17 protein-coding genes are annotated in these 13,974 nt (G+C 66.2%); 10 read left to right on the top strand and 7 right to left on the bottom strand.

Going from position 1 to position 13,974, the window contains the following annotated elements; translation table 11 throughout:
- Window positions 1–41 precede the first annotated feature (41 nt).
- Both KVX96_RS16460 and KVX96_RS16455 read left to right on the top strand, forming a co-directional pair.
- Window positions 42–746 (top strand): sulfotransferase family protein, encoded by a 705-nt coding sequence (locus KVX96_RS16460; protein WP_261195835.1) that lies wholly within the window; start codon window positions 42–44, stop codon window positions 744–746.
- A complete protein-coding gene (locus KVX96_RS16455) occupies window positions 746–1,483 on the top strand; it encodes a sulfotransferase domain-containing protein (RefSeq protein ID WP_261195834.1) in 738 nt (245 codons plus the stop codon). Before KVX96_RS16460 ends, KVX96_RS16455 begins: the two co-directional genes overlap by 1 nt.
- Before the next feature lies 1 nt (window position 1,484).
- On the opposite strand, the gene KVX96_RS16450 is transcribed toward KVX96_RS16455, so the two are convergent.
- From KVX96_RS16450 to KVX96_RS16425, 6 genes are all read right to left on the bottom strand, one after another.
- Window positions 1,485–2,165: a class I SAM-dependent methyltransferase gene (locus KVX96_RS16450; RefSeq protein WP_261195833.1), complete on the bottom strand. Its 681-nt coding sequence runs from the start codon at window positions 2,163–2,165 to the stop codon at window positions 1,485–1,487.
- Between the two features lie 103 nt (window positions 2,166–2,268).
- Window positions 2,269–3,456: a hypothetical protein gene (locus tag KVX96_RS16445; RefSeq protein WP_261195832.1), complete on the bottom strand. Its 1,188-nt coding sequence runs from the start codon at window positions 3,454–3,456 to the stop codon at window positions 2,269–2,271.
- Between the two features lie 31 nt (window positions 3,457–3,487).
- On the bottom strand, window positions 3,488–3,913 hold the full coding sequence (locus tag KVX96_RS16440) for a hypothetical protein (protein ID WP_261195831.1): 426 nt from the start codon (window positions 3,911–3,913) through the stop codon (window positions 3,488–3,490).
- Window positions 3,914–4,107: 194 nt separating this feature from the next.
- Window positions 4,108–5,319 (bottom strand): SEL1-like repeat protein, encoded by a 1,212-nt coding sequence (locus KVX96_RS16435; RefSeq protein WP_261195830.1) that lies wholly within the window; start codon window positions 5,317–5,319, stop codon window positions 4,108–4,110.
- The gene (locus KVX96_RS16430) at window positions 5,316–6,929 is read right to left on the bottom strand and encodes a tetratricopeptide repeat protein (RefSeq protein WP_261195829.1); all 1,614 of its coding nucleotides are present in this window, start codon (window positions 6,927–6,929) and stop codon (window positions 5,316–5,318) included. The genes KVX96_RS16435 and KVX96_RS16430 overlap by 4 nt, the downstream gene beginning before the upstream one ends.
- Window positions 6,930–6,982: 53 nt before the next feature.
- Window positions 6,983–7,831: a prepilin peptidase gene (locus KVX96_RS16425; protein WP_261195827.1), complete on the bottom strand. Its 849-nt coding sequence runs from the start codon at window positions 7,829–7,831 to the stop codon at window positions 6,983–6,985.
- A gap of 37 nt (window positions 7,832–7,868) precedes the next feature.
- On the opposite strand from KVX96_RS16425, the gene gspG reads away from it, so the two are divergent.
- Genes gspG through KVX96_RS16390 form a run of 7 tightly spaced genes read left to right on the top strand, consistent with a single transcriptional unit; the run spans window position 7,869 to window position 12,533 of the window.
- The gene (gene gspG / locus KVX96_RS16420) at window positions 7,869–8,357 is read left to right on the top strand and encodes a type II secretion system major pseudopilin GspG (RefSeq protein ID WP_409977136.1); all 489 of its coding nucleotides are present in this window, start codon (window positions 7,869–7,871) and stop codon (window positions 8,355–8,357) included.
- Window positions 8,342–8,818 carry a prepilin-type N-terminal cleavage/methylation domain-containing protein gene (locus KVX96_RS16415; RefSeq protein ID WP_261195826.1) on the top strand — a complete coding sequence of 159 codons (477 nt, stop codon included), beginning with the start codon at window positions 8,342–8,344 and terminating at the stop codon, window positions 8,816–8,818. Before gspG ends, KVX96_RS16415 begins: the two co-directional genes overlap by 16 nt.
- Entirely contained in the window at window positions 8,803–9,204 is a 402-nt protein-coding gene (locus KVX96_RS16410) for a type II secretion system protein (protein WP_261195825.1), read from the top strand. The genes KVX96_RS16415 and KVX96_RS16410 overlap by 16 nt, the downstream gene beginning before the upstream one ends.
- A complete protein-coding gene (locus tag KVX96_RS16405; protein WP_261195823.1) occupies window positions 9,201–9,839 on the top strand; it encodes a GspJ family type II secretion system protein in 639 nt (212 codons plus the stop codon). Before KVX96_RS16410 ends, KVX96_RS16405 begins: the two co-directional genes overlap by 4 nt.
- Window positions 9,836–10,867 (top strand): general secretion pathway protein GspK, encoded by a 1,032-nt coding sequence (locus KVX96_RS16400; RefSeq protein WP_261195821.1) that lies wholly within the window; start codon window positions 9,836–9,838, stop codon window positions 10,865–10,867. The genes KVX96_RS16405 and KVX96_RS16400 overlap by 4 nt, the downstream gene beginning before the upstream one ends.
- Window positions 10,864–12,039 carry a type II secretion system protein GspL gene (gene gspL, locus KVX96_RS16395; protein WP_261195820.1) on the top strand — a complete coding sequence of 392 codons (1,176 nt, stop codon included), beginning with the start codon at window positions 10,864–10,866 and terminating at the stop codon, window positions 12,037–12,039. Before KVX96_RS16400 ends, gspL begins: the two co-directional genes overlap by 4 nt.
- Window positions 12,036–12,533, top strand: coding sequence for a type II secretion system protein M (locus tag KVX96_RS16390; protein WP_261195819.1), 498 nt, complete (start codon window positions 12,036–12,038; stop codon window positions 12,531–12,533). The genes gspL and KVX96_RS16390 overlap by 4 nt, the downstream gene beginning before the upstream one ends.
- A gap of 4 nt (window positions 12,534–12,537) precedes the next feature.
- Here KVX96_RS16390 and KVX96_RS16385 read toward each other — a convergent pair whose 3' ends face one another.
- Complete coding sequence (locus KVX96_RS16385; protein ID WP_261195818.1) at window positions 12,538–13,074, bottom strand: hypothetical protein; 537 nt, start codon at window positions 13,072–13,074, stop codon at window positions 12,538–12,540.
- A gap of 170 nt (window positions 13,075–13,244) precedes the next feature.
- On the opposite strand from KVX96_RS16385, the gene KVX96_RS16380 reads away from it, so the two are divergent.
- Window positions 13,245–13,715, top strand: a complete 471-nt coding sequence (locus tag KVX96_RS16380; RefSeq protein WP_261195817.1) for a type II secretion system protein N — start codon at window positions 13,245–13,247, stop codon at window positions 13,713–13,715.
- The last annotated feature ends 259 nt before the right edge of the window (window positions 13,716–13,974 follow it).

Below are 13,974 nucleotides of genomic sequence, written 5' to 3'. Positions count from 1 at the left end.
GGGGTCCACGGCAATAGCATCGGACTAAAGGGCTTTGGGTTTTGCAGGCATATCAGAGCGACAAGCCGCTAATCTTCAGCCACATTCCGAAGACCGCCGGATCATCAGTCAGCGAGATTTTCAGGTCTTGGTTCGGAGAGGGGTTCTTGCCCCACTATGCGAGAGACAACCTGCCCGAAAGACATGACCTCGAAGAGCAAAGCCGCCGCCACCGCGTGGTAATCTACGGGCACTTCAACAGTGCTAAGGGGTTCGGTCAGGTGGATTACTATCCCAATGTTCGGCAAACGGTGACCATTCTGCGCGACCCACTCGAGCGGATGATCTCCAACTATTACTTCCGCCGCCTGAAAGCAGACAAGATCCCCCAGTTCCGCGCGTCCGCCAAGATGACGCTTGAAGACTTTCTGTCAGGCTGGCCCTACGAGGATCCCAACATGGGCCCACCGATGGCCGCGTTCATGCCGCAGCCCTGCACGCTCAACAACTATACCGATCTGCTGGAGGAATACTTCGTCGCGCTTGGTGTGACCGAACAACTGGATCGCTCGCTTGACGTCTTCGCACGGGCCTTTGGCTTTGAACGTGCGACCGGTGATTTGAAGCACGTCAACGCGGCGCCGCGTGACACGCAACCTCTTGGCATCAACCTCGATGACTTTCGCGAACGTGCCCGCTTGGATTATGCGCTTTACGATTATGCTGCTGCTTGGCTGAAGCAGCAGCCAAACACGGGCGCTAAGTGATGTCCGCGCCCGAGGTGAACTTTGTTGTTGCCGGCACGCAGAAAGGCGGAACGCGCGCGTTCGGGCATTTTTTGCGGCAACATCCGCAAATTCGCCTTTCGCATCCAGACGCGCCGGAGCCGCATTTCTTCGACATGAAGTTCAAAGACGCGCACCCCGGAGACTACGCGCCGTATCATGCGCTCTTCCCGCCAAGGGCCGCAGAAACCACCACGGGCGACATCACGCCGATCTACATGTTCCTGCCTGAGATTGCGGCCCGCATCCACGCCTATAATCCGGCTATGAAATGGATCCTTCTGTTGCGAGATCCGGTTGCGCGTGCCTACTCGCAATGGAACATGCAATATGAAAAAGGCTGGGAGACTCGGGAATTTCTGGACGCCCTGCACCACGAAAGCCGGAGCCGCGCGGAGCTCGGCCGTCATCCGTTCTTCTCTTACATCCAGCGTGGGCGATACAGCCTGCAGATCAAGAACCTGCTTTCGGTGTTTCCTCGCGAAAACCTGCTGCTGCTGAAATCAAGCGATCTTCGGGACGCCCACGATGAGGCACTCGATACTGCCTGTGATTTCCTTGGGGTTGACAGATTTACAGTCCCGGCGGCGCGTGTACACGCCCGAAGCTACCCACCTATGTGTTCGAAGGCACGGGCGTTGTTGCTCCGGGTCTTTCGCTCCGAGGTGGATTGGTTGGAAGCGGAAACTGGATGGGATCTGCGGGCTTGGCGCGGCTAAGCTAGACTTTGCGGAAACACACCATTTTCTGGTTGCGCGGGTGTTCCCAGGACTGGACGTTTTCTAACTCCCACCCTTGTCCGCGCGCGAAATGGACAAGGTCCCTGCGATAGTAATGGAAGGGATCCTTGTCTGGAAAAGTCACGACGTCGCAACCCGGTTGGCGGATAGCCTGAAACAGATCTTCGTGGGGTTGCACGATGAAGAAAGAAGCGAAGAACCGGCCGCCGGGCTTCATCACCGGGCCAAGATTATGCAACGCCACACGCAGGTTGTTCAGCGGAAGATGTGTAAACACGGACACCGCTACGGCCATGTCGAACCGGACCCTGAATCCTGTCGCATCAAACGCCTCGGTCTGGCGCAGGTTTTCGCGTGGCAGTTTGTCCTGCAAACCGGCTTGCGTGATCTCCACGTCGTAACCAGCGGCAAGAAGTTGCGGCGACAGATCAATACCGTAGTAATTACCGGCCTCAAGATAGCGCACGTAATGGGTGCCGCCGCGGAGGCACCCGCAACCGACATCAAGTAACCGATCCGCCGGCTTCAGCCCCTGCGATTTCAGGAAAGAAAGCTGCAGTTTCCCCATCTCATCCCACAGCCCGCCAACCACGGCCCTGTGATCACCGCGCGCAACGATTTCCTCCATCAGCTCGGAGTCGTAGTAGTAGTTTTGCGCCATAAGGAAACCGCCAGTTTATCGTTGAACAGAGAGCACCCGTTATGAATAGGCAGGGCGGCACCATTGAGTTGGCGCCGCCCTGCTTTCCACCCATTTGAGGGGGTCATTCGGTTACGATGGCTTTCTCAAGATCCACAACGCGCTCTTCCAGCTGCGCAATGTAGATGTGCGCGTGTTCCAGCTCGTTGAGCATGCGCAGCATCTTTTCCGTCATGTTGATGGGATAGTCCGGGCCAGTCGGACCCACTGCCGGAAGGTACTTGTTTTCCCACATCAGGGCCGCATGTTCCTGAATGGAAGGCACGGTGTAGACCTCAGGATCAAACACACGGTCACACGGGTCTGCAACCGTACACGCCCCGCCACCTCCGGTCGTGATCAGGCTCCCGGTGATTGTCAGGTTCCCGGCCCCATCCATTACAAACACGTTTGATGCCGTGGTGCGATCCTGAATCACGAAGGTGTCACCCGCGGAAATGGACCAGTCGCCCGCAGCCGGGCCACCATTGCCGCTGTTCGTCATTTGGATCCGCGGACGCCCGGCGTTGTTCGTCAACTGCAGAAGCGTCTTGTTGCCGGAAACGGAACTCGCGTCCTCAACATGCAGCTGTGCCGTACCGTTGGTCCGGCGCACGTGGAGGGGCGCGTCAGGAGAAGAGGTCCCGACACCAACGTCACCGTCCGAGGCAATGTCGATCGAGCTTTCCGGCGCGCCCGGGCGGATGCGGAAGGACAGTTTGGAACCATTGGTGACATCGCGAATGAAGAAGTTGGCTTCGTTGCCCGCCACGTCCCATGTCTGCGGTGTGAAGCCATCCGAGCCGTCTTGCTCGAGCCGCATCGTAGGCGTGTTGCCTTCCACGATGTGCAGATCGACAACGGGGTTGGCCGTCTTGATGCCCACATCGCCATCGGCTTCCACATAGAGCGCGTTCACTGGCGCGCCCGCTTCAATACGGAAGGGGATCCGCCCGGCGGTTGCGTCTTCCACGGCGAAGTAGTTCGCGCCACCGTTGGAGGAATCGTTGATCGTGATCCGCCAATCATTGCTCGGAAAGCTTGCCGAGGACGATGTGTCCAGGAAATGAAGGCGCAGGTTGTTTTCCTTCAGACGCAGCGTGTCAAACCCGAAGCTCTCCGACGACGAGCAGTCGATACCGACACAGGCGCTGCCCTGCACGATCAGATCCGTTGCAAACACCTGCGCGCCCATGCTGGCGCCCGCCGAGAGCACGAGGGCACTGGTGGACAGGGCAAGGCCCTTGAGTTTCGTCATACTGACTGTTTTCATTTCGCGTCTCCCTCGACCCTAAAATCCCTGATCACTCTTCCACGGCGCCGTCGGCGCCAAGGGGCACGATGGCCCCGCGTTCCACGGCAAACGCGCCGCTCATGCTGAACGACACCGCCGTTGTGGCTTGTTGGGCATCGCCCCGGCCGTTGTTCTCTGACGGGTCGAGCAGCGCCGTGCGCTCCCCGGTGGCCGCCGTCAATTCATAGGTGTAAACGCCGTCGGCCACAGTGCTGCCCTGAAGCTGGTACACCGGGGTGCCGCTTTCGGCGTAGATGCTCACAACCCGCCCCGAGGGCTCCGCCACTTTCAGCGTGGCATTGCTGAGTCCGACCCAATTTTCGAACCAGATCGCGTTGGAGTTGAGTTGTTCTGTAGGCTCATTGGCCGAGGCCGCTCCGAGTGAAATACCCAGCAGTGCCGCGCTCACAACCGTGATCGCCTTCAAGCGTGCCATGCAATGATCTCCCAAAACCCTGTCAGAGCCACCTGCTCTGAAAATTCGCAAATGAATACCCCGACGACTCCGTCGTCACAGCCTTCCCTATCCGGGACAGTGTCCCAGATACCCCAAAAAAAATCAACTATTTGGTAACACTTCTGCTCAGACAGCCCTTCGTGCAGCGGGAAAGCTTACCTGACGTCACGCAATCACTGCGACGCAGCAAGCTTTTGAGCCTCAAGAATCTGAACCGCTGACATTCCGCTTGCAAGACTGTCCCGGAGGTCTGCCGCGGCTGGAAGCCCGGCGAGCGAGGCGCGCGAAAAAAGGGCATACGCCTGCGAAAAATCCTCGATCACACCGTCGCCCCGCTGATAAAGCAAGCCAAGGTTGATCATCGCGGGCGCATAGCCTGCGTCGGCCGCACGCTGCAAATGATCTGCCGCGGCAAGATAGTTCGCGGGATCCGCCGCCATCGCCGTAAGTGCGAGGCGGTAGTGCGCCACCGGATCGCCCAGCCGCGCACGGCCCTGCGCAAAACTCATCTCCGACGGCCCGAGGATGGCACCGGTCAGCCAAGGATCGAATGTCTCGCCGCCGAGGGCCGCAACATGATCGCCGCGCGCGGTGTCCGCCGCCATGCGGTACCAGCGCTTGGCCTCCTCGTCGCTCTGGGGCACGCCGAAACCGTTGTCGTAAAGCGTGCCGAGGTTCGTCATCGCGCTGCGCTCGCCCTGCTCCGCCGCCAATTCAAACCACAGTGCCGCGGCTTCGTAATCCTGCTCCACGCCCTCGCCCCGCACGAACATCAGCCCAAGATTGTTCTGCGCGCGCGCGTTCCCGGCCCGCGCCGCCTTCAGGAAAAGCGTTCTGGCGGCGTCCAAATCTTTCTGCACGAGCTTACCCTCGTATAGAAGCGTGCCGAGGCTCGCTTCAGCTTCGGTCGAGCCACGCTGCGCCGCTTCCATGTAATTGCGACGTGCCGCTTCCCCATCCTGTGGAGTAAGGACACCACTTTCGTAGAGAAGGCCCAATTCGAGATGAGCCTCCACGGCCCCTTGTGCGGCGGCGGCTTCAAATAGTGCAACAGCCCTATCGCCATCAGCCGGGCCTGTCAGCCCCGATCGGGCGTAACGCCCCAGCATCAACGTGGCCCGCGCCACCCCCTGTGCCGAAGCTTCCGCATACCACTGTTCTGCCTTCAGATAATCGGCAAATGTGCCAAGCCCCGCATTGTAGGCTTCGGCCAAGGCCAATTGCGCGCTGGCGTCACCGGTGCGCGCAGCGGCCTCCAACGCTTGGACATTGGCCGCATCCTGTGCCGTGCCTGACGTCTGCGCCAGCCCCGCCCCCGGCCAAACCGCGAAGGCAATCTGCACCGACGCCCAGGCCGCAAATACGGCAGTCCGCGCCGAAATCACTGCCGCGCTCCCGAGAGCAGCGCCCGCGCCATGGCCTGTGCTTCGGCGATTTGCTCCGGTGTCATCAGATCGGCGAGCGCGCCACGGGCCTCCCGCGCGCCGGGGTAGCCGCCGGCGGCGGCAAGGTTTGTCCAGCCATGCGCCTTGACGAAATCCTGCGCCACGTGATCGCCACGCGCGAAGAGCTGGCCCAGCCGGAACTGCGCCTGTGGCTCACCGGCCTGAGCTGCCGATTCCAGAAACCCCACTGCCATGGCGAGGTCCGCGGCCTCGGGCGCGTCCCGCGCTTCCACGATCTCCAGCATCCAGAGCTGCGCCGCCGGATCCCCGGCCTGCGCCGCCTCCAGCACCATCGCGGCGGCATCGGAATCCGGCCATTGCAGGGCGGCAAGGCGCAGCCATGCCCCGTGATCGCTATGTGACGCCAGCTCCTGTGGCAGATCCCCCTGCGCCGAAAGGCGCCCAAGGTGGGCAAGCGCAGCGGGCGACTCCTTCTCCGCCGCCTCAAGATAAAGCGCAACAGCCCGCGCCATGTCCTGCGGCACACCGCGCCCCGCCTCGAAGAAACTGGCCATCACCAGCGCCGCCGGCAGGTAACCGGCATCGGCGGCCTGACCATAGAGCCGGGCCGCGGCCACATCGTCCTGCGTGACCCCGGTGCCCGTCGCATAGGCCCAGCCGAGGTTGTTCTGCCCGATCGGATCACCCATCCCGGCCGAGGCCTGCAGCATGGCGAGCCCAGCATCCGGTGCAATGTCCGGGCTGCGGCCCTGCAATGTCTGCATGCCAACAATCGCAAGCGCTTGCGGATGCCCGCCTTGGGCGGCGCTTTTCAGAAGCCTGTCTGCCAGCGCCTCATCCGGGGCAAGCCCGGACGCCGGATCGCCGAGCCTGCGGGCCAGATCGAATTGCGCCCAGGCGTTGCCCTGCCCGGCGGCTGCCTGCAACAGCGCCAGCGCCTTGGCGCTGTCCTGCACGCCGCCGTCGATCCCCTTGTCGTAGAACTGGCTCAACGCATATTGCGCGCGGGCGTTTCCGGCCTCCGCAGAGGCCTCGAACAGGCGGCGGGCCTCGGCCAGATCCGCCTCCATGCCGATGCCCCGCATGGCGGCATTGGCGAGCGCATATTGCGCCGTCGCATCGCCCGCGGCGGCGGCCTCGCCCAGCAGGGCCACGGCGCGCGCAGCCTCGGATTCATCGCCAGAGAGCAGGATGCGGCCCAGCAGCGTTCGGGCGTCGGCGTAGTCGGCCTCGAGCGCCTTGCCAAGCCAGGCCTTCGCGGCCTCCAGATCCTGCGCGCCTCCGCGCCCTTCTGCCAGCATGTGGCCCAGCCGATACCAGACAACGGGCGAAGCGCTGTCATCGGCGAGGGCGATCAGCGCCGCGCGGGCTGTCTCATAGTCTCCGGCCAGATAGGCCTTCTCGATGGCTTCCATATCCGCCGGAAGCGCCCCGCCGGAATCGTCCGCGCCATAGGCAGAGGGCACGGCCACGCCGAGCATGGCCACGAGCGCCAGCGCCAAGGCGGCAGGGCGGCGCTGGATACCGTTGGAAACAAAGCGCAGGGGCTGGGGCAGCGAAGGCCGCATCGAAAATCCCTTTCTGGTCATATGTTCCCGCACCCTAGGGGCTTCCGCCCGCCACCTCAACGGCGAGGGTGGCTTCACAGGCAAAGAACACCTGCCATGGCCAGAAGAAGCGTCGTGCCGAAGGGTACGGCGGTTGTACCCGACAGCGCGCCGTCCGCCTTCGCCTGAATGAGGCCAAACCCCAACGCCAGCAGCGCGGCGATCAGCACCATGGGCGCGAGGCCAAACGGCCCCACGAGCGCGCCCAGCGGTGCCATGAGCTTCACGTCGCCAAGCCCCATCCCCTCGCGCCCGCGCAGCTGCGCATAGGCAAAGCGGATGGCCCAGAACACCCCGCTGCCCAGCGCCGCACCGGCCAGCGCCTCCGGCAGGCCCATGCCCCACGGCAGGGCTGCGCGCAGAAGAGCCAGTGCCAGAAGCCCGGCCACAAGCGGATCGGGCAATCGCATCCAAAGCGCGTCCGAGAAGGCCAGCGCCTGCGCCACCCAGAGGATCAGACAGAGCAGCACAAGATCCGCGACACCGCCCTGCGCCGCCACGGCGGCAAGGCCAACACAGACGAGTGCCAGCGCTTCAGAGGCCGTGAGCCAGGCCGGGATCCGGCCGCCACAGGCGCGGCAACGCCCCTTAAGCCGCAGCCACGACAGCACCGGCACAAGATCGCGCCAGCCAAACGCCGCGCCGCAGGACCGGCAGCGAGACCGGCCCCTGATCACGCCTTCACCACGGGGCAGCCTGTCGGCCAGAACAGCCAGAAAAGAGCCCACGAAGGGCGCGATCAGCAGCAGGTAAACAAGCAGGCCCGTGGGCGTAGGGAAGGGGGTCTGGATCTGTCCGGCTCCGGTTTTCTCGCCCAAATCAATTGGCAGCGCGGTGAAAGAATGGCATTCGTGGTGCAACCCGGCGCGCATCCTGTGCGCCACCTGCCCCTTAGTGCCATGCCCAAAGCGAGGTGACAATTTGACGATCGCATCCGCGCACCCCGCCCGCAAGAGCCGCAACCAAAGCCAAAGCCAAGGCCTGCGCCGCCGCGACGCCGGGTTCTCCCTGCTCGAACTGATGGTCGTTGTCGTGATCCTCTCCATCCTTGCGCTTGTCATCGTGCCCCGCGTGATCGACCGCCCCGATCAGGCCCGCCTTGCCCGCGTGCAGGCCGACATCGCGGTTCTGGAAAGCGCGATCGGCCTCTACCGGCTGGACAACTTCCGCTACCCGACCACCGAGCAGGGCCTGCAGGCGCTCGTGGCCCCGCCCAGCCTTGAACCGCTCGCGGCGAACTGGGCCACCAATGGCTATATCGACAGGCTCCCCAAGGATCCCTGGGGCGCGGACTACCAGTATCTTCAGCCCGGCGTGCACGGGGAATTCGACATCTTCAGCTACGGTGCCGACGGGGTCTCCGGCGGCAGCGGGATGGATGCCGACATCGGCTCATGGTCCGCGCAGTAACCCCTCTCAAGGCTCCGGAAGGCCGCACAGGCGGCTTTACCCTGCTCGAACTGCTTGTCGTCGTCGCGGTGATGGCGCTGCTCTCCGTCGGGGCGACGCTCGCGCTCGGGGCGCGCGGCGCAGCCTTCCCGCGCGACGTGGCGCGGCTTGAAGCACAGGTGCGGCAGGCCACACAGCAGGCGGTGCTCTGGCAAACCCCCTACCGTCTCCGGGTGCAGGCCGAGGGGCTCTCGTTGGAGCGAGGGGGCGCGGCCAGCGCGCAGGGCGTGAACACGCCGGTTGCGCGCTGGGAAAGCGGACGCCTGCGTCTCCTGCCCAACGGTGCCCCGCTCCGGACTGAGGCGCTGTTCCTGCCATCCGGCGCAAGTGAGGCGCTGCTGTTCTCTCTGGCTACAGCCAATGGCGCGCGCGCGGATTGCAGCGGCGATGGCTGGGGAGGCTTTGCATGCCAGCTCCGCTGACACCCCGCCCCCCGGCACAGCACCGCGCCCCGAAGGACGCGGGACTGACGCTCGTGGAACTCATCGTTGCGGTTCTCGTGCTCTCCATCGCGCTGGTCGGGATCCTGCGGCTACAATCCGGCAGCCGTGCCACGCTGGGCGGGGAGGCGGGCCGCACGCTGGCGCTGATCGTAGCCCAGAACCGGGCCGCCGAACGGCTCCTGCCCCCGGCCCTGCAGCCCGCATCCGGCGCGCCTGCAACCATGGCGTCGCAGGATTGGACCATCGAGGAGGCGTGGGAACCCACCGCAGGCGGGCTTAGCGAACTGCGCCTGACCGTCAGCTCCACGCAGAACCCCTCGGCCCGCGCCGCGCTCGTGGCCTATATCGCGGGCCCGACACCATGACGCCGCCGCCCCGCCAGAAAAACGACGGCACGGACCGTGGCCTCACCCTGATCGAGCTGGTGGTGGCGATGGCCGTGTTCGCGCTGGTGGCCACCATGAGCCTGCAGGCGATCACGGGCAGCCTGCGCCAGCGCGACGGGTTGTCGGAGGTCGCGCTGGCGGCGTCGGATCTCGCCGTTGCCGCGACGCTGATCCGAAGCGATCTGGCGCATATGGGGCCCGCGTTGTTCCATGATCCAGACCAAAACGACGGCCCACGCTCCGCCTTCGTCGCACCGGCTGGGGCAGAAACACTTGGCCTCTCCACGCTGCGCACACGGCTGCCCGAGGCCGCGCCCGCCGGGCAGCCGATGCGGGTGGACTGGCGGCGCGAATCTAAAACCGGGCAGCTGCAACGCCGGGTCTGGCCAAGCACGCAGCCCGGCACCTCTGAGGCGGCCGGGCCCTGGGTGACGCTGTTGCAGGGGGTTCAGGCCTTCGAGATCTCGGTGCTGGACGCCGGGGGGCAATGGCAATCCGGCGATGGCCAGCCTCCGGGGGCCACCGGCTTCACCGACGCGCTGCCCCGCGCGGTGCAGGCTTCTGTCACGCTTGAGGCCACGGGCCGCGTCGATATCCTCGTGGTGCGCCCATGAGGCGGCGCGCGGATGGCTCCGGCGGCTTCGTGCTGCTGAACGCGCTGGTCGTGGTGCTTGCGCTCTCGCTCGTCGCCAGCTTCCTGCTGCGCCTCTCCGGCGAAAGCCTCGCCCGGCAGACCGGCGGCCAGACCGCCGCGCAGGCCACGCTCTATCTGGAGGCCGCCGAAACCCTGCTGATCACCCGGCTGAACGCCAGCCGTCCGGCCTCCGGCCCACCCCAACCCGGCGAGGACGCAACGGAGGCGGCCATCGCGCCGTTCCGCGCAGCCCTCGTGTTCGATGTGCCCATCGACCGGGGCCACGTGGCGGCGCGGCTGCAGGATCGGGGCGGGGCGTTCAATGTGAACTGGCTTGCCAATCCCGACGATCTGGCCGCGGGGGCGGCTTTCCAGCGGCTTATGGCGCGGATCGGCTTGTCCCAATCCCTCGCAACCGCGATCCGCGCCCATCTGGGCGACGCCCCGGACGCCGCGCGCTATCGCGGCTTCGCCCCCGCCTACCGGCCCCGGGGCGGGCCTGTCGCGCGGCTGGAAGATCTACTGGCCGTGCCCGGTTTCGGCCCCCGGCAGTTGGAAAGGCTCGCCACGGTCGCCATCGCCGCACCCGGCCGCCTGCCCGTGAACGTCAATGCGGCCCCGCCGCAGGTGCTGGCCGCCCTGTTTCCGGCGGCCGAGGTGGCAGGCGTCGAAGCGCTCGCGCTTGAACTCCGGGCCAAACCGGCCAAAACTCTGGAAGAATTCGAGGCGCGCTTGGTCGCCAAACTGGGAGAGGAGGCCCTTGAGGGCGCCGTGATGCAGCAGTTGTCCCTGCAATCCTATTGGTACGAGGCTCAGATCGAGGCCCGGCTGGACGGGCTCACCCTGCGCCGCTTTGCGGGCCTTGAGCGCAGGCTGACCGACGGCGGCGCGCAGGTCAGCTTCCGCGCCGAGCCGGGGATCGCCGCCAGCCCCCTGATCTCGCCCAGCGCCTCTGCGTCCGAAACGCCGCTCGGGGCGGAAAGCTTCCGCCCGGAGGCGCGCCGGTGAGCCGCAGGGATCTTTCGCAACTGCCCCGGTTTTACTGCGGCTCTGGCGCGCCCCTGCCGGACACGGCTTTCGTGGCCCTTGTCCCCGGCGAGGCCGCGCCGCTGCTTCCGGTGTCCCTGCCTGACGGGCTGAAGGGCGCGGCACGGCGCAAGGTGGCCGCCCTGCGGCTGCGGGACGGGGCCGGGCTGGCGGCTTCGGCGGCCGAGGTTCACCCGTTTCTCACGGACGCAAAGGCCAGCAGCACCTGGGATCGGGCCGTCGTGGCGGCCAGCGAGGCCCTTGCCGGGTGGCGGGCGGAGGTCACCGGACGCCCCCGTGCGCGGGCGCTCGCCTTGCTGCCGGACTACCTGGATCTCCCCGCAGCGAAAGACATTGCAACCCTGCAGATGCGCGACGACCGCGTGCTCGTCCGCCTCGGCCTCTCCGACGGGTTTTCGGCCGAACCGCCCCTCTGCGAAGCGATACTGCGCCGCGCCCTCGCGGCCACCTCCATGCGAGGCGCTGTCTGGATCGGGCCACCTTCGCCCGGGATCGACGCGGTTCTGGCGGCGGCGGATGTGCCCGTCTGCACCGAGGCGCAGGGCCTGAAAGCGCTGGGGCTGGCGGTGCCTCAGGCGCAGCCCGTCATGCTCGATCTGCTGCAGGATCCGGGCGCGGAGGCGCAGCGCCTGCAACAGGCCCTGCGCCCGTGGCGCCTGCCTGCCGCGCTGGCGTGCCTTGCCGCACTCACCTTCGGCGGCCATCAGGCGTGGCTTGGCCAGCAGGCCGCACAGGAGGCCCGCGCCCTGCGTGGCGAGACCGAAGCCATGCTGCGCAGCGCGATCCTGCCGACGGGGCCCATCCTTGATGTCCGCACACAGGTGTCGCGAGCGCTGGCAGCGGCGCAGCGCCCTGCTGCTACGGACTCGGGCCCCGATCCGCTGCGAATGTTCGCAGCCACGGCAGACGCCTTGCGCGCCGCGCCTGATGGCACTGAGGTTCAGGCGGTCGCCTTTGTGGCCGGGGCGGAACTGGCCGTGGATCTGACGCTGGCCAGCTTTGCCGCCGCCGACGCGCTGCTCGCGCAGTTACGGGCGCGCGGCTTTACCGCCTCCCTCGCCGATGCCTCCGCGCTGGACGGCGAAGGCGTGGCCGCGCGGCTGATGATCACCGGCTGGGAGCCTGACCAATGACGGATCTCTACACCGCCCTCGCCCAGCGCAGCCCAAGGGAGCGGCGCTTGCTCGCGCTTCTGGTGGTGGTCGGGATCGCGGGCCTCGCCTTCGCGATACTGGCCCCGCTGCGCGAGGCGCGGCTGTCCGCCGAGGCCCGCGTGCTGGAAGAACGCGCGCTGCAGGGCTGGGTGCAGGCCCGCACGGCGGAGTTCAGCGCCCTTGCCGCCGCCAGCCCGGCACTACCGGAAGCCCCCACCGCGCCGATCGGCACCAGCGGCATCGAGGAAAGCCTGATCGCCGCCCGCCTGCGCAACAAGGTCAGCCGCCTCTCCGCCGAGGGCGACGGCCGCGTGAGCCTGGCCTTTGACACGGTGGAATTCACCCGGCTGATGACATGGCTCAGCGGGGTGTCGGCGCGCTGGGGCTACCAGATCGAGGCCTTCAGCCTCGCCCGCACCGCGCCCGAGGGCAGCGTGCAGGCCGAGCTGTCGCTGGCCCCGCGCACCCCTTAATGGCTCAGGAAAAGCCGGCCAGCAGCGCGTCGATGGAGCGTTTGCGGGTGGCCAGCGCGCCCAGCGGATCCAGTTCGGCGGGATCGGCAATGGCAACGCCCAGCGCCTGCGAAGCCGAGCGCAGGTAGCTGACGGCGCGCGGATCGCGCGGGTCGGCATCCATCAGCGAGAGTGCGGTTTCATGTTCCGCCGTGCCCTGCACCGCTAGGGCTGCAGCACGGGCGGTGTCGGATTGGGTTGCCGCCAGTTGCCGGGCCACGCCGGCCGCCGCCTCGAACTGCTCGTCGCGCAGCAGGGCATGGGCATATTCCAGCTCCATCCGGGGCGCGAGCGGCCCGGCCACGGGGATCAGCGCCTTGTATTGCTTGGCCGCCTTGGCGAAATTCTCGTTCTCCAGCGCGGCACGGGCGGTGTTGTAATCGTCCCGGAAATGCGACGCGCGGCTGACGCTCGGGCCTTCCGAACAGGCGGCGAGGATTGCGCCGGAAAGCGTTAGGGCGGCCACCATCGGGCCAATGCGGATCTGCATGGGTCTGCTCACTGTCTGCCTCACTCTCGTCGTTCTGGCCTGTTGTCCGATCCGGCTTGCCGTACCGGGATCAGCGGCCGCCCATTCGGGCTTTTTGTGGCAACCACGCTACCATCGCGCGGCGATTCAGGCCACAATGCAGCCGCCGATCGGCACAAACAACGGAAACAACTGAGGTTTTCATGGCACGGTTGCCCCTTCTTGCCGGCATCGCCGCCGCCGCCGCTTTGGGTGGAGCGCTGTATCTTGCCTGGCAGGATCTGCGCCCCGTTCCCCGCGAAGCGGCCTCACCCGCGCAGGCGGCAGCACCCGCGCCCGCACCGGAGCCAGCCGCGCAGCCGCAACCCGCCGCGACCGTCTGGCCGCCGCTCTTCGGCGAACCCCAGCCCCCAAGCGCGCAAGCCTCCACGCCGACGCCGCCCGCGCCTCCAGCCGCTGCTGCGCCGCCGGTTTCGGGCCTCGGCTACAGCCTCGTAGGCCTTTTCGAAAGCGAAGCCGGCAAATGGGCGATCCTGTCCCACCCCACGGGAAGCGCACTGCTGCGCGAGGGCGACACGCTCGCCCCCGGCCTCGTGGTGGCAAAGATCACGGAGGAAGGGATCTGGTTCGGCGAGGCCGACACCCAGCAATTCCTAGCCTTCCCGGACCCGTAAAGCCTCGTTTCCCAACACCGCCCGCCAAGCCGATTCGTGAAACAGGTGTGCTCGGCGATTATTTCGGCTACACTGGCTGCGAAGCCCTTGCGTGGCTGGCGCGAAATCTCTTTGAGATCGCGTCACGGCATGACATTCAGGGCCCAAGAACGAGACGGTAAAACAAGACGATAGACGGATCCCGGCAAACGGGGCCATGAGGCAGGAGACACGCCAGCGGGCCACACCCCGCAACGGCGTTACAAGAACACGGTCTGAA

The organism is Pseudoruegeria sp. SHC-113, from assembly GCF_025376885.1.
In the GTDB taxonomy this organism is placed as follows: domain Bacteria; phylum Pseudomonadota; class Alphaproteobacteria; order Rhodobacterales; family Rhodobacteraceae; genus Pseudoruegeria.
Note: the sequence above shows the minus strand (reverse complement) of the source record. Positions and strands in the feature narration are given on the sequence as shown.

Excerpts from the sequence above, each read along its gene's own strand:
- KVX96_RS16405 (WP_261195823.1), top strand. The coding sequence starts at position 9,201 with ATGACGCCGCCGCCCCGCCAGAAAAACGACGGCACGGACCGTGGCCTC.
- KVX96_RS16410 (WP_261195825.1), top strand. The coding sequence starts at position 8,803 with ATGCCAGCTCCGCTGACACCCCGCCCCCCGGCACAGCACCGCGCCCCG.
- KVX96_RS16400 (WP_261195821.1), top strand. The coding sequence starts at position 9,836 with ATGAGGCGGCGCGCGGATGGCTCCGGCGGCTTCGTGCTGCTGAACGCG.
- KVX96_RS16390 (WP_261195819.1), top strand. The coding sequence starts at position 12,036 with ATGACGGATCTCTACACCGCCCTCGCCCAGCGCAGCCCAAGGGAGCGG.
- KVX96_RS16415 (WP_261195826.1), top strand. The coding sequence starts at position 8,342 with ATGGTCCGCGCAGTAACCCCTCTCAAGGCTCCGGAAGGCCGCACAGGC.
- KVX96_RS16455 (WP_261195834.1), top strand. The coding sequence starts at position 746 with ATGTCCGCGCCCGAGGTGAACTTTGTTGTTGCCGGCACGCAGAAAGGC.
- KVX96_RS16380 (WP_261195817.1), top strand. The coding sequence starts at position 13,245 with ATGGCACGGTTGCCCCTTCTTGCCGGCATCGCCGCCGCCGCCGCTTTG.
- KVX96_RS16440 (WP_261195831.1), bottom strand. The coding sequence starts at position 3,913 with ATGGCACGCTTGAAGGCGATCACGGTTGTGAGCGCGGCACTGCTGGGT.
- KVX96_RS16430 (WP_261195829.1), bottom strand. The coding sequence starts at position 6,929 with ATGACCAGAAAGGGATTTTCGATGCGGCCTTCGCTGCCCCAGCCCCTG.
- KVX96_RS16450 (WP_261195833.1), bottom strand. The coding sequence starts at position 2,165 with ATGGCGCAAAACTACTACTACGACTCCGAGCTGATGGAGGAAATCGTT.
- KVX96_RS16445 (WP_261195832.1), bottom strand. The coding sequence starts at position 3,456 with ATGAAAACAGTCAGTATGACGAAACTCAAGGGCCTTGCCCTGTCCACC.